Raw genomic sequence first — 21161 nt, forward strand, 5'->3', positions numbered from 1 at the left:
GCGTCGTCCGTGACGAGCAGCCACGCGATCAGGGTGACGAGCGCGATCAGCAGCACCACGGGTACGAAGACGGCGGAGATCCGGTCGGCGAGGCGCTGCACCTCGGCCTTGCCGTTCTGGGCGTCCTCGACGAGCTTCGCCATCCTGGCGAGCTGGGTGTCGGCGCCGATCCGGGTGGCCTCGACGACGAGCCGGCCGGAGGTGTTGACGGTGGCCCCGGTGACGGGGTCGCCGACGCCGGCCTCCACGGGCACGGACTCACCGGTCAGCATCGACGCGTCCACGGCCGAGGCGCCCTCGACGACGGTGCCGTCGGTGGCGATCTTCTCGCCGGGGCGGACCACGAAGCGGTCGCCGACGGCGAGCAGGGCGACGGGGACGCGCACCTCCGTACCGTCCCGGAGTACGGAGACGTCCCTGGCGCCCAGGTGCATCAGCGCACGCAGGGCGGAACCGGCCTTCCGCTTGGACCTCGTCTCCAGATAGCGGCCCAGCAGGATGAAGGTGACGACCCCGGCCGCGACCTCCAGATAGATGGTCGAGGAGGCACCGTCGCGCGAGACGGTGAAGTCGAAGCCGTGCCGCATCCCGGTCATGCCCGCGTCGCCGAGGAAGAGCGCCCACAGGGACCAGCCGAAGGCGGCGAGGGTGCCGATCGAGACCAGGGTGTCCATGGTGGCCGCGCCGTGCCGGAGGTTGGTCCAGGTCGCGCGGTGGAAGGGCAGCCCGCCCCAGACGACGACGGGAGCGGCGAGGGTGAGCGAGAGCCACTGCCAGTTGTCGAACTGGAGGGCCGGGACCATCGCGAGCAGGACGACGGGGGCGGCGAGGAGGGCCGAGACGATCAGCCGCTGCCGCAGCGAGGCGAGAGCCGGGTCGGCGTCGGGCTGTTCGAGAGCGCCGGTGTCGGCACCGGTGCCGGTGCTCGTATCGGCGTCGGTGCCGGCGTCGGCGCGGTGCGCGGCCCGGTCGTCGGCGTCGGTACGGGCTCCGGCCGTCGCGGTCGCCGGTGGCTGTGGCGGTGACGGGGTGGGCGCGGGCGGTTCGGGGCGGCGCACCGGCTGCGCGGTGTAGCCGGTCTTCTCGACCGTGGCGATCAGATCCGCGAGGCCGGTCCCCGGCCCGAAGGCGACCTTGGCCTTCTCGGTCGCGTAATTGACGGTGGCGGTGACGCCGTCCATCCGGTTGAGCTTCTTCTCGACGCGGGCCGCACAGGAGGCGCAGGTCATCCCGCCGATCGTGAGCTCGGCGGTCGAGTCCTCCGCCGTCCGGGCCTCGGCCTCCGCTGTGCTGTGCATGTCCGAACTCCTGAAATGCCGACCGGGCCGTACTCCACCAGTATCTGCTGGCAGGTCCGGCCCGGCGGCACAGAGGGGGCGCGGGTGCGCCCGGTGTATCGGGTGTCGCCGACGGTGTTCAGGCCCGGCCGACGAGCTCGTAGCCCGCCTCGTCGACGGCGGCGCGCACGGCGTCGTCGGACAGCGGGGCCGCCGAGATGACGGTCACCCGGCCGGTGGAGGCCACGGCCTTCACCGAGGTGACACCCTCGATGCCGGAGACCTCCTCGGAGATGGCGCCCTCGCAGTGTCCACAGGTCATGCCGGACACCTGGTAGACGGTGGTCACCCCGCCCTCCTGGGCGCCGGCGTCCGCGCCGTCGTGGCAGGAGCCGCTGGGCGAGCAGCAGGAGCCGGTGGCCTGGGGGAGCTGGGTCTCGGCGGTCATGGTGTTCTCCTCTTCGACGAGCACAAAGGGTGACGAGTACAGAAGTCGGTGCGTCGGGAACCCCGGGAGCCCGGTGCGCCCCGACACGCTCACACTATACCCCTAGGGGGTATGAATGCGAGCGTCCGGCCGTCCGTCCGCTCCGGCGTTCCGCGCGCCGCGTGCCAGTGACCGCAGCCAGGCCAGCGCGACGAGCGTGATCACGACCATGCCGCCGATCGAGAAGACGGTGAACAGGTGCTGCTGCTCGTCGGTGGGGGCCGGGATGTATCCCTGCGCGAAGAGCGCACGGCTCAGGCCCGTGTCGGTGACCCTGGCCACCAGCCAGATCGCGATGCCGTGCATCGAGTCCCAGAGTGAGTGCAGCACGGCGACTCCGAGATACGTGCCGATCACGGGCGCGGCGAGGCGGAACCGCCCGTTCGGCTTCCGGAACGAGAGCAGTACGCCACCGGTGATCGCGGTCCAGAGTCCGTGTCCGAACGGCGCGAGCACCCCGCGCAGCACCTCGGTCTCCAGCAGTGCGCGCAGGTCGATGCCCTTCATGGTGACGGCGGCGTTGAAGGCGTAGCCCGCGCTCTCGAAGGCGGCGAACCCGAATCCGACCGTCGCGCCGAGTACCAGCCCGGCCCGCATGCCGTGGACGCCGGGGTGGCGGCGGAGCACGAACATCAGGGCCAGGAGCTTCACGGCCTCCTCGATCAGGCCGACGCCCAGGAACATCCAGAGGGACGGGTGCAGCAGGTAGGACTCCATGACGGAGGCGCCGAGCACACCCAGGATCCCGCCCGTCAGGAAGCAGCCGGGGATGAGGCTCGCGCCGAGATCACGGCCGTGCCGCTCGTACGCCCACAGCACGAAGACGGCCGGGACCAGGAAGCTGCCGAGCAGGATGAGGGTCGGCAGCAGGGTGGTGTTCCGGGTGGTGTACGTGACGACCGCGGTCAGCAGCCAGAGGGCGATGCCGCCCCACAGGCACCGCTTCCAGAGTCCCGGACGCGGCTGCGGTGGGGCCGGCGGGGACTGGGGGTCCGATGAAGTGGACGGTGACTGCCGGGCGGACGGGGCAGTGGGGGACGGGCTGCCGGGATCGCTGTGCCAGTTCACGCGGACTCCCTCTACGTTTCGTACATATCTCCTAATTTGTCCGAATCCTATGGGGTGTGGCGTGTTGCGGCATTCGGGCGAGGGGTGCCCCGTACAGGGTGCTCGCCCCGTACGGGGCCGGGGGAGAGGAGCGCGTTACGGGAAGGGCAGCGGGGTCACACGGTTCGGTCCCGCGTGCCAGAGCGCCGACCAGGTGGCCCCGTCGACCCGGCCGTCCGGCACCAGCGGCGGGTGGTCCGCCTGGAAGCGCTGCACGGCGACCAGCGTCTCGGCCCCGAACGTCCCGTCGACCGCGGACCACCGCAGATAGTGACGGTTGGCCAGCAGGCACTGCGCCTGGGAGACCTGCTCGCCCTGCTCGCCGAAGGCGGTCGGCCGGTCGCCGTCGTAGAAGGCGCAGACCGGGCTGGAGCCGGGCGGCGGTGCCGGGTTGCCCGTGTCGTCGGCCGAGGCTCCCGGCGCCGGGGCGAGGGCGGCGACCAGGGCGACCGTGGCCAGGGCGGCCGCGGTCAGCGCCGGGGCGGTGGCCGTCCCGAGGGGCGGCAGCAACTTTCGGAGGATCATGGCAACTGCTCCTTGTGCGGTGGTGTGGCGTACGGCGGCGGGGCGCGACCGGGGCCGCGCCCCGGCCTCTCACGGGGGACAACACCGCACACCGCCGCTACGTCACGTCCCCGCACCGCTCGGCGTGTCCGGCCCCCGCCCCGGACCGCCGCAGGAGCGGAGGAAGTCCCGGGTGCGGCGGGCGATCGGGAACGGCTTGTCGGGCGGGCACGGGTACATGTCCTGCTCGACGACGGCGAACAGATCGACGTCCAGCCCGCGGGCGGCCGCCAGCACGGGCTCCAGCGCGGGCACCCCGCCCGGCGGTTCGCACATCACGCCACGTGCCACGGCCGGGCCGAACGGCACCTCGTCCGCCACCACCCGGGCCAGGATCTCCGGGTCGACCTGCTTGAGGTGCAGATAGCCGATCCGTTCGCCGTAGGTCTCGATCAGCTTGACGCTGTCGCCGCCGCAGTAGGCGTAGTGCCCGGTGTCGAGGCAGAGCGAGACGAGGTCCGGATTGGTGGCGTCGAGGAAGCGGGCGACGTTCTCCTCGGTGTCGATGTGGGTGTCGGCATGCGGATGGACGACGATGCGCAGCCCGAAGCGGTCCAGCACCTCGCGGCCCAGCCGCTCCGTCTGAGTGGTGAGATCGCGCCACTGCTGCGCGGTGAGACCGCGGTCCTCCAGCACCTCGCCCGTCCGGTCGTCGCGCCAGAACGACGGGATGACCACCAGATGCCCGGCACCCATCGCCCGGGTGAGTGCCGCGATGTCGGCGACATGCGCCCAGGTCCGGTCCCAGACGCCCGGCCCGTGGTGCAATCCGGTGAAGACGGTCCCGGCCGAGACCGAGAGCCCCCGACGGCGGGTCTCGTCGGCGAGGCGGACCGGGTCGGTCGGGAGGTAGCCGTACGGGCCCAGCTCGATCCACTCGTAACCCGCCGCGGAGACCTCGTCGAGGAAGCGCCGCCAGGGCACTTGGAGCGGATCGTCGGGGAACCACACCCCCCACGAGTCGGGTGCCGAACCGATACGGATACGGGCCGGGGCCCCTGCGGAGGAGGTCATGCCGTCCAGGGTTCCGGCCGGGGCGGCGAGTGTCAATCATTCGTCCGTATGTCCGGACAAAGCATTGACAGCGTTCCGGGGGAGGGTTAGACCTGGGGGCAGTCACCCCGGACGGCGGTCGAAGGGATGGTCATGCCTGAGCGGTACGACGTCATCACCATGGGCCGCATCGGTGTGGATCTCTACCCGCTGCAGACCGGTCTGCCACTGGCCCGGGTCGAAAGCTTCGGGAAGTTCCTCGGCGGCTCACCGTCCAATGTCGCCGTCGCGGCGGCCCGGCTCGGCCGGCGGACGGCGGTGGTGACGCGCACCGGCCGGGACGCCTTCGGGGAGTATCTCCACCACCAGCTGCGGGAGTTCGGGGTGGACGACCGGTGGGTGACGCCCGTGGACGCGTATCCGACACCGGTCACCTTCTGCGAGATCTTCCCGCCCGACGACTTCCCCCTCTACTTCTACCGGCAGCCCAAGGCCCCCGATCTGGAGATCCACGCCTCGGAGCTGGACCTCGCGGCGGTCCGCACCGCCCGGGTCTTCTGGATGACCGGCACCGGGCTGTGCGCCGAACCGAGCCGGACCGCGACCCTCGCCGCGCTGCGCGCCCGCGACCGCTGCGGCACCACCGTCTTCGACCTCGACTGGCGCCCGATGTTCTGGAACATCCAGGAGGACCACCCCGAAGCCCGCTACCGCGAGGCCCTCGCCCTCGCCACCGTCGCCGTCGGCAACCTCGACGAGTGCGAGATCGCGACCGGCGAGCGCGAACCGCACGCGGCTGCCCGCGCCCTGATCGGCGCGGGCGTCGAACTCGCCGTCGTCAAGCAGGGCCCCGGGGGTGTGCTCGCCGTCCACCGCGACGGCACGGTGGCCGAGGTGCCGCCACTGCCCGTCGAGGTGGTCAACGGCCTCGGCGCCGGTGACGCCTTCGGCGGGGCGCTCTGCCACGGGCTCCTCGCGGGCTGGGAGATCACGCGAGTCATGCGGTACGCCAACGCCGCCGGGGCCATCGTCGCCTCCCGGCTCGCCTGCTCGTCGGCCATGCCGTTCCCGTACGAGGTCGAAGCGGCCCTGACCGAAGGCGCCGTCACCTCCCGCCCCACCGGAGCCACCCCATGACACCCCCGGCCTCCTCCGTCTCCGAGCTCGTCCAACTGCGCATGCGCCATCCCGAGGCCGTCGCCGAAGCCGCCGCGCGACGCCGCAGACGCCCCCTGGTCGGCAGCGGCGGACGGCTGATGATCATCGCGGCCGACCATCCGGCCCGCGGCTCGCTCTCCGTCGGCGACCGCGCACTGGCCATGGCCAACCGCTTCGAGCTGCTGGAACGGCTCCGGCTGGCCCTCTCCCGCCCCGGCGTCGACGGAGTGCTCGCCACCGCCGACATCCTCGACGACCTGCTGCTCCTCGGCGCGTTGGAGGACAAGGTCGTCATCGGCTCGATGAACCGCGGCGGACTCGCGGGCGCGGCCTTCGAACTCGACGACCGGTTCACCGGCCACCGCCCCGAGGACCTCGTCCGGCTCCGCTTCGACGCGGGCAAACTGCTGCTCCGGATCGACTACGACGACCCCGGCTCGCTCGACACCATGCACGCCACCGCCCGCGCCATCGACGCCATGGCCGCGCACCGGCTGCCGGTCTTCGTCGAGCCCTTCCTCTGCCGCCGCACCGGCGGCCACGTCCACAACGACCTCGGCGCCGAGGCGGTCACCACCTCGATCGCCATCGCGTCCGGGCTGGCCGGGACGTCCGCGTACACCTGGCTCAAGGTCCCCGTCACCGAGAACCCCGACGACATGGCCCGGGTGATGGAGGCGTCGACGCTGCCCGCGGTGCTGCTGGGCGGGGAGGTGGGCGACGACCTGGACGGGGCGTTCGAGAAATGGCGCACGGCGCTGCGACTGCCCACCGTCCAGGGGCTCGTGGTGGGGCGTTCGCTGCTCTACCCCGCCGACGGAGAGGTGACCGCGGCCGTCGACACGGCCGTTTCACTGCTGGAACCGAGAGATGCGGAGCCGAAGGCATGACGGCGGACGACGACCGGTCGCGCTACCACCTGAAGGCCGGGAGCACGGCGAACGGTTCGTACACCCTGGACATCGGCCCGGAGCGGGCCGGCTGGGACCGGTCGAGCCTGCGGGTCCTGGAACTCGCCCCCGGCGGAGTCCACACGCTCGTCACCGGCGGGAGCGAGTGGATCGTTCTCCCGTTGACCGGTGGCTGTACGGTGCACTCCTCAGGTGAGATCTTTGAACTGCTGGGCCGGGAAAGCGTGTTCAGCGGGGTATCCGACTTCGCGTACGTACCGCGTGACGCCCATGCACAGATCGCCTCCGGCGCAGGAGGCCGCTTCGCCCTGGCAGGAGCGAAGTGCGAGCGACGACTCCCCGCTCGCTACGGCCCCGCGCCGGAGGTACCCGTCGAACTGCGCGGCTCCGGGAACTGCTCCCGCCAGGTCAACAACTTCGCCGCCGCCGACACCTTCGAGTGCGACCGGCTGATCGCCGTCGAGGTCCTCACCCCCGGCGGCAACTGGTCGTCCTACCCGCCCCACAAACACGACGAGCACCGCCCCGGCGCCGAATCCGTGCTGGAGGAGATCTACTACTTCGAGGTGGAGCACGACGGCCTCGGCTACCACCGGGTGTCCCCGTCCCGGCCCGGCGGCACGGACGTCCTCGCCGAGGTCCGCAGCGGCGACGCGGTCCTGATCCCCGACGGCTGGCACGGCCCGTCCATCGCCCCGCCCGGCCGCACCCTCTACTACCTCAACGTGATGGCGGGCCCGGGGGAGCAGCGGGAGTGGCTGATCAGCGACCACCCGGACCACGGCTGGATCCGCGACACCTGGCCCGCGCAGCCGGTGGACCCCAGACTCCCCTTCCACGGGACGGAGCCGCGCCCATGAGCAGTACCCGCCGCCTCACCACCGCACAGGCCCTGATGTCCTTCCTGTCCCGCCAGTACACCGAGCGCGACGGCCGCCGGCAGCGCCTGATCAGCGCCACCTGGGGCATCTTCGGCCACGGCAACGTCGCCGGCATCGGCCAGGCGCTCGTCGAGTCGGGCCGCGCGATGCCCTACCTCCAGGGCCGCAACGAACAGGCCATGGTGCACGCCGCCGTCGGCTACGCCCGCCAGTCGGGCCGGCTCTCCGCGCAGGCCGTCACCACCTCCATCGGCCCCGGCGCCACCAACCTCGTCACCGGCGCCGCCCTCGCCACCGTCAACCACCTCCCGGTCCTCCTGCTGCCCGGGGACACCTTCGCGACCCGGCCCGCAGACCCCGTGCTCCAGCAGCTCGAAGTCCCCTTCGCGGGTGACGTCTCCGTCAACGACTGCCTGCGCCCCGTCTCCCGCTACTTCGACCGGATCACCCGCCCCGAGGCCCTGGTCCCGGCCGCCCTCCAGGCGATGCGGACCCTGACCGACCCGGCGGAGACCGGCGCCGTGACACTGGCGCTGCCCCAGGACGTGCAGGTCCAGGCGTACGACTGGCCGGAGGAGTTCTTCGCCGAGCGCGTCTGGTACGTACGCCGCCCCGCCCCCGATCCGTACGAACTCGACCGGGCGGTACGGGCGGTGCGGGGCGCCCGCAGACCGCTGATCGTGGCGGGCGGCGGGGTCCACCACGGCGCCGCCGAGGAGACCCTCGCCGCGTTCGCCGCCGCCACCCGCATCCCCGTCGCCACCACCCAGGCCGGCAAGGGCTCGCTGCGCCACGACCACCCCGCCGACGTCGGCGGCATCGGCCACACCGGCACCGCGACCGCCGACGAGCTGGCCCGCACCGCCGACCTGGTCATCGGCATCGGCACCCGCTACTCCGACTTCACCACCGCCTCCGGCACGCTCTTCGCCGACCCGGCGGTCCGCTTCCTCAACATCAACATCACCGGCTTCGACGCCCACAAGCTCGGTGCCCTCCCGCTCGTCGCCGACGCCCGCGCCGCCCTCGAAGCCCTCACCGTCGCGCTCGCCGCCCGCAACCACCGCGTCGACCCCGCCTACGAGACGGAGTACACCGACGCCAAGGAGAAGTGGGAGCGGCGCGTCACCGACGCGTTCACCGCCCCGGACCCGCACGCCCGGCCCACCCAGGCCCAGGTCCTCGGCCTCCTGGACGCCCTGGTCACCGAGGACGACATCCTGATCAACGCGGCCGGTTCGCTCCCCGGCGACCTGCACAAGCTCTGGCGGGCCCGCTCCCCGCAGCAGTACCACGTGGAGTACGGCTACTCCTGCATGGGCTACGAGATCCCGGCCGCGATCGGGGTCCAGCTCGCCGCCCCCGGCCGTCCCGTCTGGGCGCTGGTCGGCGACGGCACGTATCTGATGAACCCCACCGAGATCGTCACCGCCGTCCAGCTGGAACTCCCGGTCAAGCTGGTCGTCCTCCAGAACCACGGCTACGCCTCCATCGGCGGCCTGTCCGAGCAGGTCGGCGCCGAGCGCCTCGGCACCGCCTACCGGCACCGAGGGGCGGACGGCCTGTTCACCGGCCCGCCACTGCCCGTCGATCTCGCCGCCAACGCCGGCTCGCTCGGCATGCGGGTGCTGCGCGCCAGGACGGTGCGTGACCTGCGCGAAGCCCTCGCCGAGGCGCGCGGTGCGGACCGTCCCACTTGTGTCTACGTCGAGACCGAAACGGCAGACACTGTGTCGGGCCCCCCTCCGGCGCAGGCGTGGTGGGATGTTCCCGTAGCCGAAACGGCCACCCGGCCGCCGGCTGTGAAAGCCCGGGAAGTGTACGAACGTCACGTCGCCGACCGACGCCCCCACCTCTGAAGGAGTTTTGTCATGAAGACCGTCAACCACTGGATCGGTGGCAAGACCGTCGAGGGCGCGTCGGGCAACTACGGCCCGGTCACCGACCCGGCCACCGGCGCCGTCACCACCCAGGTCGCGCTCGCCTCCCTCGAAGAGGTCGACGCCGCGGTCGCCGCCGCCAAGGACGCCTACGCCACCTGGGGCACGTCCTCGCTGGCCGCCCGCACCGCGGTGCTGTTCCGCTACCGGGCGCTGCTCGACGCCCACCGCGACGAGATCGCCGCGCTGATCACCGCCGAGCACGGCAAGGTGCACTCGGACGCGCTGGGCGAGGTCGCCCGCGGCCTGGAGATCGTCGAGCTGGCCTGCGGCATCACCACCCAGCTCAAGGGCGAGCTGTCCACCCAGGTCTCCAGCCGGGTCGACGTCTCCTCGATCCGCCAGTCGCTCGGCGTCGTCGCCGGCATCACCCCGTTCAACTTCCCGGCCATGGTGCCGATGTGGATGTTCCCGCTCGCCATCGCCTGCGGCAACACCTTCGTCCTCAAGCCCAGCGAGAAGGACCCCTCGGCCGCGAACCTGCTGGCCGAGCTGGCCGCCGAGGCCGGCCTGCCGGACGGCGTGCTGAACGTCCTGCACGGTGACAAGGTCGCCGTCGACGGGCTGCTGAACCACCCGGACGTCGCCGCGGTCTCCTTCGTGGGCTCCACCCCGATCGCCCGGTACATCCACGCCACCGCCTCCGCCAACGGCAAGCGCGTCCAGGCGCTCGGCGGCGCGAAGAACCACATGCTGGTGCTGCCCGACGCGGACCTCGACGCCGCGGCCGACGCCGCCGTCTCCGCCGCGTACGGCTCCGCCGGTGAGCGCTGCATGGCCATCTCCGCGGTCGTCGCCGTCGGCTCCATCGCCGACGAGCTCGTCGCGAAGATCAAGGAGCGCGCCGAGAAGATCAAGATCGGCCCCGGCAACGACGAGGCGTCCGAGATGGGCCCGCTGATCACCGCCGCCCACCGCGACAAGGTCGCCTCCTACGTCACGGGCGCCGCCGCGCAGGGCGCCGACGTCGTCCTGGACGGCACCGGCTTCACCGTCGAGGGCTTCGAGGACGGCCACTGGATCGGCCTCTCCCTCCTCGACAACGTGTCCACCGACTCGGACGCGTACAAGGACGAGATCTTCGGCCCGGTCCTGTGCGTGCTGCGCACCGAGACGTACGAGGAGGGCGTCGCCCTCATGAACGCCTCGCCGTTCGGCAACGGCACGGCGATCTTCACCCGCGACGGCGGCGCCGCCCGCCGCTTCCAGCTGGAGATCGAGGCCGGCATGGTCGGCGTCAACGTGCCGATCCCGGTGCCGGTGGGCTACCACTCCTTCGGGGGCTGGAAGGACTCGCTCTTCGGCGACCACCACATCTACGGCAACGACGGCGTGCACTTCTACACCCGCGGCAAGGTCGTCACCACCCGCTGGCCGGACCCGTCCGACGCCCCGGCCGGTGTCGACCTGGGCTTCCCCCGCAACCACTGACCAACTGCCCGGCCCGACGGCCCGTACGGATGTCCCCCGCATCCGTACGGGCCGTCGTCGTACGTCTCACAGCCGCCGCAGGCCCGCGTACTGGAGCGCGGCCATCGCCCCCACCGTCAGGGCCTGGAACACGATCCACACGTTGCCCGCACCCGTGGCGGTCAGCGTGTCCACGGCCACGGCCGCCACACCGGCCACCGCCCACGCCGTGTTCAGGGCGATGACGACGGCGACCGCGCCGCGGCCGATGTCCTCCCGGCGGGCGACGGTCAGCAGCCACAGGGCGTACCCCGTGAGGAACACCCCCACCGGGTAGAGCACCGAGCGGTCCACGCCGAGGAACGAGTCCAGGACCGTGGCGAGCACCAGATAGCCGATGCCGTTGGCGCCGGTGAGGACCACGTCCGCCAGCAGGGCGAACCGGAGCAGGCCGTCGGAACGGGCGGCGTCCGGCGCCGTGACCGTACCCGTGTCGTGGGACGACATCATGGGGTCTTCCTTCCGTTGTCGTGCGGTCGCGCGGGCGGCGGCGGAGAGCCGCCGGCCGGCCCGTACGGGAACGGTAGGGACGGGAGAGGGGCCGCTCAATTACCTCCCAGGTAATCGCCGGAGCCCCGAAGAGATGCGAAAAGGGCCTGTGGGGGAGCCGTTCGCGGCTCTCCCACAGGCCCATTCGCCGGGCCCGGACCGTCAGCGGGCGGTGTCCGCCGTCTTCCCGGCACCGGCCTCCTCGGCGATCATCCGCTCCATCGGGACCGCGCCCACCCGGCCCGAGAGCAGGAACGCGAACACCAGCGTCGCCACCATGACCACCGTGCCGAGCCACACCATCGTCTCCACCGGCAGCGTGTACGCGCCCACGGCCCGCAGCACGCACTCGCCCAGCAGCGCCGCACCCCACACCGCCGAGAACCGGATCTCCGCCCGCCGGAACGCCGCCGACCCCGCCGCGAGCCGCTGCCAGGCGGCGTCCTTGGCCGCGTCGCCCTTCACCAGCCAGGGCCGCACCCCCGCGGTCATCATCGGCTGCCCCTTCAGCGCGGTCACCAGGATCACCAGCCCGATGATGCTGCTCACCCCGCTGTCCTTGGCGAGCATCAGCCGCGGGTCCCCGACCACCAGACCGGTCAGCAGGCTCACCACGTTGACCGTCACGATCAGCGCCGCCAGCCCGTTGAGCCGGCGCCTGCGCACCACGCCCCACACGGTGCGCACGGCCGGCAGCACACTGCTCCAGGCCAGCGCGGCGAAGGTGCCCAGGCCCGCCGCCTTCAGCGCGTAGTACGAGGCGAGCGGCACCCCCACATCCACCAGCAGCGGCATCAGGCTGTCCAGCAGGGCATTGCGCGGGGCGGTGGCGGCCGGAGCATCTGCGACCGGGGCGGTGACGGTGGCGGCCGGGCTGGTCATGAGGGGTTCCTCTCCCGCGTATCGGCGGTGCCTGTCCGGCCCCGCTCTCGATACGTACAGACTGGCCGCCGGGGCCCGGTGCCCGGCAGAGCCGCGTGTACCGGACTCCGTATGACGAATGTCAGCCGCCGCGGATGACAGGTCCGCCCACCACCCTGCGGAGCCCCGGACTCCGGTACGCCGTAAACCGTTCGCCGCGCCCGCCGGGCCGGTGTTCTGATGGGGCCATGACCGCTCCGACCAGGCCGCAGTACGAGATCCGCGCCCAGCACACGGACACCACCGTCACCGTCTACCAGGCGTACTCCCCCTTGATCGGCGTGCCCGCCGTCCGTGACGGGCGCTTCCCCGAGGCCTGGAAGCGCGATCGCATGACATGGATCAAGCCGAGTTTTCTGTGGATGATGTACCGCTGCGGCTGGGCGCTGAAGGAGGGTCAGGAGACCGTGCTGGCCGTCGAGATCACCCGCGAGGGCTTCGACTGGGCCCTGGAGCACGCCGAACTCTCGCACTACGTCAGGGGAGTCCACCCGGACCGCGCCACCTGGCAGCGGGAGCTGCGCAGCGCCCCGGCCCGCGTCCAGTGGGACCCCGAGCGCGACCTGCGTCTGGACCGGCTGCCGTACCGCTCCCTCCAGCTCGGGCTGACCGGCGAGGCGTCACGGCGGTACGCGGACGAATGGACGGTCTCCATCGGCGACGTCACCCCGCTCGCCCGGCAGGTCCATCGACTGGTGCGTGCCGGACGGCTCGACGACGCGGCGGCGCTCCTGCCCGAGGAGACCCCGTACCCGCTCGGCGGCGTCCCGCTCCCGGCCCGGGCGGCGGCCTGACACCGGAGCTTGCGCGGCACCGCGCTCCGCGCATGCTCCGGTGCGTGATGGTGCGTGATGACGTGCGATGGCGCGGCCGGTCAGAGCTCCGGCACGTGGTACGGCGAGACGGTCATCCAGCCGTTGCCCGCGGCGCCGTTGCGCTGGCCGCTGCTGCTCCTGGCGAGGGTGTACCAGGACTCGACGTAGTCCGGGTCGTCGGTCCACCAGTTGGTGGGAATGGCGTTGAGCAGCGCGTCGACCAGCGGGATGTAGGCGCCCTGGTCGGTGATGGTGAGCAGGACCGCGGCGATCGCCTTGGCCAGGGCCTGGTAGTCGGTGTCCCCGTCGTCCTCCATCATGACCGCGTCGGCCATGTCGTACTTGTAGTCGGACCAGTTCACCAGGACCTGGCCCGGGTAGTAGGTCGTGTCCTCCTTGTTCAGATAGGGCATCTCGACGGTGTCGACGCGCGGTTTGCCGTCCTTGCCGAAGCCCGTGACGAGGGTGAAGATCTCGGCGTCGCCCTTGAAGAACGGTTCCTCGACGTCGCCGAGCCGCACCGAGTCGATCCGGGTGGTGTCGATGCCCGACGCCGCGGACAGGCCGGCTCCGGCGGACGGTGCGGGGAGGCCGAGGCCCTTGGACTCCAGGGTCTTGTCGATGACCTTCAGCCCCTCGGCGACGGCCTTCGCGCCATCGATGTCGACGAGGTAGACCGGCCGGTCCGTGGCGCTGTCCAGGGGCAGCTCATGGGCCGCGCCCCGGCTGTCGTACGCGGTGAACGTCGCGGCGCCGTCGTCGTCGGACGGAGCGGCCGCCACCAGAGGAGCCGCGCCCGAGGCGAGCCGGCCCTTCATCGACGCGTCCGCCAGGCCGAGCCGCAGCAGCGAACCCGCGCCGCGGCCCAGGCCCTTGGCGGCGGCGACGCCCCGGTCGGCCGCGGTGATCCGGGCGGCGAGCTTCCGGCCGGTCGAGGCGGTGGCGTCGTCGGCCAGTGTGCCCAGGCCGACCGAATCCGCGGCCAGGGCGGCTCTGCGGACCTCTCTGCTCCAGTCCGGATCGGCCAGGGAGCGGGCGAGCGCGAGCGCGGTGGCGTCCTCGATTCCGGAGACCGAGGAGGAGGCGGAGGCGGTGGTGGCCGCCGTGCCCGTTCCGGACGGTGCTGCCAGCGCGGTGCCCTGGAGCGGGACCAGGGCGGTCGCGGCCAGGGCGACACCGATCAGTGCCGTGCGCAGCGGTGTGGAAGTACTCAAGGGGATCTCTCCTGCCGGGAGTCGGAGAACTGCGGGGGCGTCGAAGCGACCACCGGCATCCGGCGAGTGGTGGAGGGGGCGGTCGCATCGGTCTATGCGAGTAGAGCGCGACCGGGTGTTCATGACAAGACCGCATGGGTTCGGCTCGGGCATCGCCGATGCGTGACGGGCGGCTCGAAGGGGTGGAGGCTCACGCGCACCCGCGACCCGGGCAAGTGAATAAATGCCGCATCAGGCGCATAACCATCGATACGCTCCCGGGATGATCCACCATGTCATCCCCCTGGCGGCATCCGGCCTGAAGATCGACTGGGCCAGGATGCCGACGTACAACACGATCATGTCGGTGGCCGCCGGCGCGGGGCTGCTGCTCGTGGTGGCGCTCGGGCGACAGCTCCTCACGCCCGGACGCGCCATCAGCCCCGAAGGGTGGGTCCTCGCCTTCGGGGCCCTCGGCTTCACCCTGGTCACCACGGGCCTCCACATGACCCTGACCTGGCCACTCGCCGGACAGGGCTTCCCGTTCGACAACATCATCTTCGGCGAACCGGCGCTCGCCTTCGGCGTCTTCCTCTTCGCCGCAGCCTTCTACCTCTGGAAACGCGGAGCCGAACTCAACAGCGCGGACCGCATCGACCGGTCGGCCCGCGTCGCCATGCCCATCTCCGTCTTCGTGTTCGGGCTCGGGCTCGCCTGCTTCGGCATCGCCGCCGCGGGCTGGAAGTACACCCTCTTCGCCGCACCGCCCGAGGAGCCCATCTCCGGGGAGTTCGCACGGTGGCCGATCCTGGAGGCGAGCTTCATGTCCGGGCTGTACGTCCTGGTGGGCATCGGCGCCCTGCTGTTCCCGTTCGTGCTGCGTCGGCCGTCGAGCCGGCTGGCCCCGGTGACCGGTGTCGTCTGGGGGCTGGCGGGTCTGGCGTTCCTGATCTTCGGCGGGCTCAACTACTTCACCCACATCGGCCTCATCGTCAACACCATGTGAACCACCCGGCGTCCGGCGGCCGTTCGCACACCAACGCCCCGGCATACCGCGCATGGAGTACGGGCGCCCATCGCGTACGCCGCAAGGAGGCCGGAGACCTCCCCCTGGTGGCTGGCCGCACGCGGCGACAGCCCGCTTAAAGTCGCACCATGGAGACTCCCGAAGCGAGCAGGCCCAGGTGGCGGTGGCCGGTGCCCCGCGGACGCGGCCGGTGGATCGCGGGGCTCGCGGCGCTCGCCGTGGTGGCCGGTGCCGGCACCTGGAACGCCGCGGCCGACGACAGCGGGCCCGCCGTGCACCGCCAGGACCGGATGATGAAGGCCGACGGGGTGTCCGTCGACACCTCGTACTTCACCGCCGGCTCCACCGGGCGCCGGCCCGCCGTGCTCATCGGGCACGGCTTCGGCGGCAGCAAGGACGATGTGCGGGCGCAGGCCGAGCAGTTGGCCCGCTCCGGGTACGCCGTGCTGACCTGGTCCGCCCGCGGGTTCGGGAAGTCGGGCGGGGACATCTCGCTCAACGCCCCCGACCGCGAGGTCGCGGACGTGTCCCGGCTGATCGACTGGCTCGCGGACCGGCCCGAGGTGGAACTCGACGCGAAGGGCGACCCCCGCGTCGGGATCACCGGCGCCTCCTACGGTGGAGCCGTATCCCTCCTCGCCGCCGGGTACGACAAGCGGGTCGACGCCATCGCCCCGCAGATCACCTACTGGAACCTCGCCGACGCGCTGTTCCCAGACGGGGTCTTCAAGAAGCTCTGGGCCGGGATCTTCGTCACCACCGGCGGCGGCTGCCAGAAGTTCGAGAAGCGGCTCTGCGAGATGTACGAACGCGTCGCCGTCAGCGGTAGGCCCGACACCGCGGCGCGCGCCCTGCTCACCGAGCGTTCACCGAGCGCCGTCGCCGACCGGATCAAGGTGCCCGCGCTCATCGTGCAGGGCCAGTCCGACTCCCTCTTCCCGCTCGGCCAGGCCGACGCCATGGCCAGGGCCGTCAGCGGCAACGGCGCACCGGTCGCCGTCGACTGGATCGCCGGCGGACACGACGGCGGCGACCGGGAGACCGACCGGGTCCAGCGGCGGATCGGCGACTGGTTCGACCGGTACCTGAAGGACGACAAGGGCGCCGACACCGGCCCGGGCTTCCGCGTCACCCGCACCGGAGGCATCGACTCCACCGACGGAGCCGCCCTCACGCGCGGGGCGAGCAGCGATACGTACCCGGGGCTGAGCAGCGGCACGGAGAGCGTCGCCCTCGGCGGGAGCACGAAGACGTTCCGCAACCCCGCCGGGGCCAACCCGCCCGCCATCTCCGCCGTACCCGGAGTCGGCGGCGGCCTCGCCCAGCTGTCCTCCCTCGGCGTCGGCCTCTCGATCGACTTCCCCGGCCAGTACGCCCGCTTCGACTCGGCCCCGCTGGACGAGCCGCTGAGCGTCACCGGCTCGCCGGCCGTCCAGGTCGACGTCAAGGCCGGGCACGGCGACGCGGTGCTGTTCGGCAAGGTGTACGACGTGTCGCCGGACGGCAGGCAGCAGGTGCTGCCCGCCCAGCTCGTCGCCCCCTTCCGGATCACCCCGGACCGGCAGGGCAAGCCGGTCCGGCTGACCCTGCCCGCCATCGACCACCGGCTCGACGCCGGACACCGGCTCCGGCTCGTCCTCTCCGCCACCGACCTCGGCTACGCCTCACCGGCCGAGCCGACGACGTACACCGTCACCCCCACGGGCCCGCTGACCGTCCCCACCGCACCAGCGCTGAAGACCGCGCCGGCCACCCTGCCCTGGTGGATCTGGGGGCTCCCGGCCGCCGCCGTGGTGATCGCCGCCCTGCTGCTGCTCACCGCCCGCCGCCGCGCCGCGACGCCCGCACCCGATCCGGCCCTGCCCGACGTACCGCTGCGGATCACCGGCCTGTCGAAGAAGTACTCCGGATCCGCCGACAGGTACGCCGTGCGGGAGCTGTCCTTCCGGGTCGAGAAGGGCCAGGTGCTCGGTCTCCTCGGCCCCAACGGCGCGGGCAAGACCACGACCCTGCGGATGCTGATGGGGCTCATCACCCCCGACGACGGCGAGATCCGGGTCTTCGGCCAGGCCATCCGGCCGGGAGCGCCCGTGCTGTCCCGGGTCGGCTCGTTCGTCGAGGGCGCCGGCTTCCTGCCGCACCTGTCCGGGCGCGCCAACCTGGAGCTGTACTGGCAGGCCACCGGGCGCCCCGCCGAGGACGCGCACCTGGAGGAGGCCCTGGAGATCGCCGGGCTCGGCGACGCACTGGCCCGCGCCGTCCGCACGTACTCCCAGGGCATGCGGCAGCGGCTCGCCATCGCCCAGGCCATGCTCGGCATGCCGGACCTGCTGATCCTCGACGAACCGACCAACGGCCTGGACCCGCCCCAGATCCGCGAGATGCGTGACGTGATGATCCGTTACGCGGCCGGTGGGCGGACCGTCATCGTCTCCAGCCACCTGCTCTCCGAGGTCGAACAGTCCTGCACCCACCTCGTGGTCATGGACCGCGGCCGGCTCGTCCAGGCGGGCCCGGTCGCCGAGATCACCGGCTCCGGCGACATGCTGCTCGTCACCACCGCGCAGGAGGTCCCCGAACCGCTGGTGGAGAAGGTCGCCGCGCTCGCGGGGATCGGCTCGGCGGTCCGCACCGGCGACGGACTCGGACTGCTGGTCCGGCTCGACGGCGCCACCGCGTCCGGGCTGATCACCGAACTGGTCAGGCTGGACGTGCCGTTGACCGGTGTCGGACCGCACCGCCGCCTGGAGGACGCGTTCCTCACCCTGATCTCCGGAGGCTCCGCATGAGTGCCGCAGTCGATCTCACCGGGGGCGCCGCAGCCCCCGGCTACCGGGCCCGGCACACCCTGCCGCTGCGCGTCGAGGCGATGCGCCAGCTGCGCAGGCGTCGCACCCTGCTCATGGGCGGGGTGCTGGCCGCGCTGCCGTTCATCCTGATCGTCGCGTTCGCGATCGGCGGCACCCCGGACTCGCGGGGCGGCGGCAGCGACCGGATCACCCTGATGGACACCGCGACCGCGTCCGCCGCGAACTTCGCCGCGACCTGCCTGTTCGTCTCCGCCGGGTTCCTGCTGGTCATCCCGGTCGCGCTGTTCTGCGGGGACACCGTCGCCTCCGAAGCAGGCTGGTCGTCGCTGCGCTATCTGCTGGCGGCACCCGTGCCACGGGCCAGGCTGCTGTGGAGCAAGCTCGTCGTTGCGCTCGGCTTCAGCCTGGCCGCGATGGTCCTGCTGCCGCTCGTCGCGCTGGCCGCGGGAGCCGCCGCGTACGGTTGGGGGCCGCTCGAACTGCCCACCGGGGGCGCGCTCGCCGCCTCGGCGACCGTGCCCCGGCTCGCGCTCGTCGTCGCGTTCGTCTTCGTGTCCCAACTGGTCACCGCCGGACTGGCGTTCTGGCTGTCCACGAAGACCGACGCACCGCTCGGCGCGGTCGGCGGCGCGGTCGGGCTGACCATCGTCGGCAATGTGCTGGACGCCGTCACCGCGCTCGGGTCCTGGCGCGAATTCCTGCCCGCGCACTGGCAGTTCGCCTGGGCGGACGCGCTCCAGCCGGACCTGGAATGGGGCGGCATGGCCAAGGGGGCGGCGATCTCGGTGACCTATGCCCTGATCCTGTTCGCGCTCGCCTTCCGGGGGTTCAGTCGTAAGGACATCGTGTCCTGACCTTGACGTTCCGCCGGTTTCCCGGCCTCCGTTGCCGCATCGAGATCCATCCGCAATGTCTTCGTCTGCTCCCCGGCGCCGTCTCGCACGTCACATTCACAAGTGCTGGCACGACGATGTTGGGGGCAGGCGATGGAACGCCGGACGGACAAACACACAGGGCGGCACGTACGGACATGGCGGGGAGCGCGGGCAGCACTCGGGGTGCTGCTGGCGGGCGGGGTGCTGCTCACCGGGTGCTCGGGGACGCCGAGCGGCACCAAGGCCACCTCCGACAGCCGGGGCGGCTCGCGTCCGGGCCCCGGGCCCGCCGCCTCGGCCGGCGCCGCCGAGAGCGACGGCGCGAAGAAGCGGGACGGGCTGCGGGAGTCGGCGCCCCCCGACTACCTGTCGACCTTCGCCCTGGACGTCGACACCGCCTCGTACGGCTACGCCCGCCGCACCCTCGCCGACGGCGCCCTGCCGGAGCCGTCGACCGTGCGGCCCGAGGAGTTCGTCAACAGCTTCCGCCAGGGCTACCGGCGCCCGGACGGCAACGGCTTCACCGTGAACGTCGACGGGGCCCGCGCCGGGGACAAGGGCGAGGACTGGTCGCTGGTACGGGTGGGGCTGGCCACCCGGGCCGCCCCCGCCCGTGACGAACGCCCGCCCGCCGCGCTCACCTTCGTCGTCGACATCTCCGGCTCGATGGCCGAGGCGGGCCGCCTCGACCTGGTGAAGAAGTCCCTGGACATCCTCACCGACGAGCTCCGCGACGACGACTCCGTCTCCCTGGTCACCTTCAGCGACGAGGCGGAGACCCTGCTGCCGATGACCCGGCTGCGGGACCACCGGGGCCGGATCCGCGACCGGGTCGACTCCATGGAACCCACCGACTCCACCAACGTGGAGGCGGGCATCCGCCGCGGGTACGACGAGGCGGTCGACGGCCACGTCGAGGGCGCCAACAACCGGGTCGTGCTGCTCTCCGACGCCCTCGCCAACACCGGCGAGACCGACGCCGCAGCCATCCTGGAACGCATCGGCTCAGCCCGCCGGGACCACGGCATCACCCTCTTCGGGGTCGGCGTCGGCAGCGACTACGGCGACGCGTTCATGGAGCAGCTCACCGACAAGGGCGACGGCCACACCACCTACATCGCCGACGAGGAACAGGCCCGCAAGGTCTTCGTCGACCAGCTGCCCGCCCACCTCGAACTGACGGCGCGCGACGCCAAGGCCCAGGTCGCCTTCGACCCGAAGACCGTCAAGCAGTTCGAACTCATCGGGTACGAGGACCGCAAGGTCGCCGACGAGGACTTCCGCGACGACCGCGTCGACGGCGGCGAGGTCGGCCCCGGCCACACGGTGACCGCGCTCTACGCCGTACGGCTCAGGGCGGGCGCCTCGGGGCACGTGGCGACGGCCACCGTGCGCTGGCTGGACCCGAGGACCCGGGCACCGCACGAGGAGAGGGGCACGGTCGCGACGGGAGCGATCGACGGACCGCTGTGGGGCGGCGACAGCAAGCGCCTCCAAGTGACCGCGGTCGCCGCCTGGTTCGCCGGGACACTGCGCGGCGAACAGCTGCCCGGCACGCCCGCCCTCGGTGAACTCGCCTCGCGGGCGGGGAAGCTGGCGTCCGCCACCGAGGACGAATCCGTACGGAAGCTGGCGACCGCGATCGGACAGGCCGACCGGATCAGGGGCGGCTCGGGCGACGGCGGTTCCGGGGGAGCGCCGGAGGGCGAACTGGGCTGAACGGGGAGCGGGGGACATCCGCCGGCGACATGATGTCCCTCATGTCGTCCACCCTGTCCTCCTCGTTCCTGGCGCTCGCCGTGATCACGACGGGCCTCTACGCCGGATTCATGCTGACGTTCCTGATCGCGATCATGCCCGGCATCGCGGCCCTGCCCGACGAACGGTTCACGGCCGCGATGCGCCGCTTCAACGAAAAGGTGCCGGGACCGGCCTTCCTGGCCCTCTTCCTCGGGGTGATCGCCCTCCCGGCCGTCGTGGTGTTCGGCGGCGACGGCGGCACGGACCGGGTGCTCGCCGTCGCGGCGCTGGTCTGCGCGGTCGGCGGCCACCTGATCACGATCGCCGGGAACATCCCGCTGAACAAGGCGCTCGCGGAGTCCGAGGGCGGCGACGACAGCGCGGCCCGCGCGGCGTTCGAGTCGCCCTGGAACAGGCTCCACCGCATCCGGACGGTCCTCTCGCTCGCCGCGTTCGCCCTGCTGGCCGCGGTCGGGGCGGACTTCTGAGCCGGGCAGCGGTCT

At 72.2% G+C, this 21161-nt stretch carries 19 protein-coding genes; 11 read left to right on the top strand and 8 right to left on the bottom strand.

Annotated elements, in window-relative coordinates; translation table 11 throughout:
• The 5 genes from EES42_RS09010 to EES42_RS09030 form a co-directional block, all read right to left on the bottom strand.
• Positions 1 to 1298, bottom strand: a 1298-nt coding sequence (locus EES42_RS09010; protein WP_164495203.1) for a heavy metal translocating P-type ATPase, incomplete at its 3' end; no start/stop codon positions are given.
• 118 nt (positions 1299 to 1416) lie between these two features.
• Positions 1417 to 1725: a heavy-metal-associated domain-containing protein gene (locus EES42_RS09015; RefSeq protein ID WP_124717621.1), complete on the bottom strand. Its 309-nt coding sequence runs from the start codon at positions 1723 to 1725 to the stop codon at positions 1417 to 1419.
• Positions 1726 to 1827: 102 nt separating this feature from the next.
• A complete protein-coding gene (locus EES42_RS09020; protein ID WP_241196371.1) occupies positions 1828 to 2700 on the bottom strand; it encodes a PrsW family intramembrane metalloprotease in 873 nt (290 codons plus the stop codon).
• 267 nt (positions 2701 to 2967) lie between these two features.
• Positions 2968 to 3396 (bottom strand): peptidoglycan-binding domain-containing protein, encoded by a 429-nt coding sequence (locus EES42_RS09025; protein ID WP_124717623.1) that lies wholly within the window; start codon positions 3394 to 3396, stop codon positions 2968 to 2970.
• 102 nt (positions 3397 to 3498) lie between these two features.
• A complete protein-coding gene (locus EES42_RS09030; protein ID WP_124717624.1) occupies positions 3499 to 4449 on the bottom strand; it encodes a sugar phosphate isomerase/epimerase family protein in 951 nt (316 codons plus the stop codon).
• Positions 4450 to 4581: 132 nt separating this feature from the next.
• Here EES42_RS09030 and iolC point away from each other — a divergent pair, with 132 nt between their 5' ends.
• Genes iolC through mmsA form a run of 5 tightly spaced genes read left to right on the top strand, consistent with a single transcriptional unit; the run spans position 4582 to position 10749 of the window.
• On the top strand, positions 4582 to 5565 hold the full coding sequence (gene iolC, locus EES42_RS09035; protein WP_124717625.1) for a 5-dehydro-2-deoxygluconokinase: 984 nt from the start codon (positions 4582 to 4584) through the stop codon (positions 5563 to 5565).
• Positions 5562 to 6476: a Cgl0159 family (beta/alpha)8-fold protein gene (locus EES42_RS09040; protein WP_124717626.1), complete on the top strand. Its 915-nt coding sequence runs from the start codon at positions 5562 to 5564 to the stop codon at positions 6474 to 6476. The genes iolC and EES42_RS09040 overlap by 4 nt, the downstream gene beginning before the upstream one ends.
• Positions 6473 to 7357, top strand: a complete 885-nt coding sequence (iolB, locus tag EES42_RS09045) for a 5-deoxy-glucuronate isomerase (RefSeq protein ID WP_124717627.1) — start codon at positions 6473 to 6475, stop codon at positions 7355 to 7357. The genes EES42_RS09040 and iolB overlap by 4 nt, the downstream gene beginning before the upstream one ends.
• A complete protein-coding gene (iolD, locus tag EES42_RS09050) occupies positions 7354 to 9237 on the top strand; it encodes a 3D-(3,5/4)-trihydroxycyclohexane-1,2-dione acylhydrolase (decyclizing) (protein WP_124717628.1) in 1884 nt (627 codons plus the stop codon). Before iolB ends, iolD begins: the two co-directional genes overlap by 4 nt.
• 12 nt (positions 9238 to 9249) lie before the next feature.
• The gene (gene mmsA / locus EES42_RS09055; protein WP_124717629.1) at positions 9250 to 10749 is read left to right on the top strand and encodes a CoA-acylating methylmalonate-semialdehyde dehydrogenase; all 1500 of its coding nucleotides are present in this window, start codon (positions 9250 to 9252) and stop codon (positions 10747 to 10749) included.
• 66 nt (positions 10750 to 10815) lie between these two features.
• Here the strand turns inward: mmsA and EES42_RS09060 are convergent, their stop codons facing one another.
• Together EES42_RS09060 and EES42_RS09065 are read right to left on the bottom strand one after the other, a co-directional pair.
• Complete coding sequence (locus EES42_RS09060; RefSeq protein ID WP_124717630.1) at positions 10816 to 11238, bottom strand: hypothetical protein; 423 nt, start codon at positions 11236 to 11238, stop codon at positions 10816 to 10818.
• Between the two features lie 201 nt (positions 11239 to 11439).
• On the bottom strand, positions 11440 to 12159 hold the full coding sequence (locus tag EES42_RS09065) for a VC0807 family protein (protein ID WP_124717631.1): 720 nt from the start codon (positions 12157 to 12159) through the stop codon (positions 11440 to 11442).
• 227 nt (positions 12160 to 12386) lie between these two features.
• Between EES42_RS09065 and EES42_RS09070 the strand changes: the two genes are divergently transcribed.
• Complete coding sequence (locus EES42_RS09070; protein ID WP_124717632.1) at positions 12387 to 12992, top strand: DUF4291 domain-containing protein; 606 nt, start codon at positions 12387 to 12389, stop codon at positions 12990 to 12992.
• An 80-nt stretch (positions 12993 to 13072) separates the two neighbouring features.
• On the opposite strand, the gene EES42_RS09075 is transcribed toward EES42_RS09070, so the two are convergent.
• Entirely contained in the window at positions 13073 to 14227 is a 1155-nt protein-coding gene (locus tag EES42_RS09075) for a DUF3103 family protein (protein ID WP_241196331.1), read from the bottom strand.
• A 262-nt stretch (positions 14228 to 14489) separates the two neighbouring features.
• Between EES42_RS09075 and EES42_RS09080 the strand changes: the two genes are divergently transcribed.
• The 5 genes from EES42_RS09080 (at position 14490) to EES42_RS09100 (ending at position 21146) form a co-directional block, all read left to right on the top strand.
• Positions 14490 to 15212, top strand: a complete 723-nt coding sequence (locus EES42_RS09080; protein WP_124717634.1) for a DUF981 domain-containing protein — start codon at positions 14490 to 14492, stop codon at positions 15210 to 15212.
• Positions 15213 to 15361: 149 nt separating this feature from the next.
• Positions 15362 to 18022 carry an alpha/beta fold hydrolase gene (locus EES42_RS09085; RefSeq protein ID WP_124717635.1) on the top strand — a complete coding sequence of 887 codons (2661 nt, stop codon included), beginning with the start codon at positions 15362 to 15364 and terminating at the stop codon, positions 18020 to 18022.
• Positions 18019 to 18897, top strand: coding sequence for an ABC transporter permease (locus tag EES42_RS09090; protein WP_124717636.1), 879 nt, complete (start codon positions 18019 to 18021; stop codon positions 18895 to 18897). The genes EES42_RS09085 and EES42_RS09090 overlap by 4 nt, the downstream gene beginning before the upstream one ends.
• 132 nt (positions 18898 to 19029) lie before the next feature.
• A complete protein-coding gene (locus tag EES42_RS09095) occupies positions 19030 to 20637 on the top strand; it encodes a vWA domain-containing protein (RefSeq protein ID WP_124717637.1) in 1608 nt (535 codons plus the stop codon).
• A gap of 41 nt (positions 20638 to 20678) precedes the next feature.
• The gene (locus EES42_RS09100; RefSeq protein ID WP_164495204.1) at positions 20679 to 21146 is read left to right on the top strand and encodes an anthrone oxygenase family protein; all 468 of its coding nucleotides are present in this window, start codon (positions 20679 to 20681) and stop codon (positions 21144 to 21146) included.
• Positions 21147 to 21161 lie beyond the last annotated feature (15 nt).

Origin of the sequence: Streptomyces sp. ADI95-17 (assembly GCF_003846175.1) — a bacterium.
GTDB classification, from domain to species: domain Bacteria; phylum Actinomycetota; class Actinomycetes; order Streptomycetales; family Streptomycetaceae; genus Streptomyces; species Streptomyces sanglieri.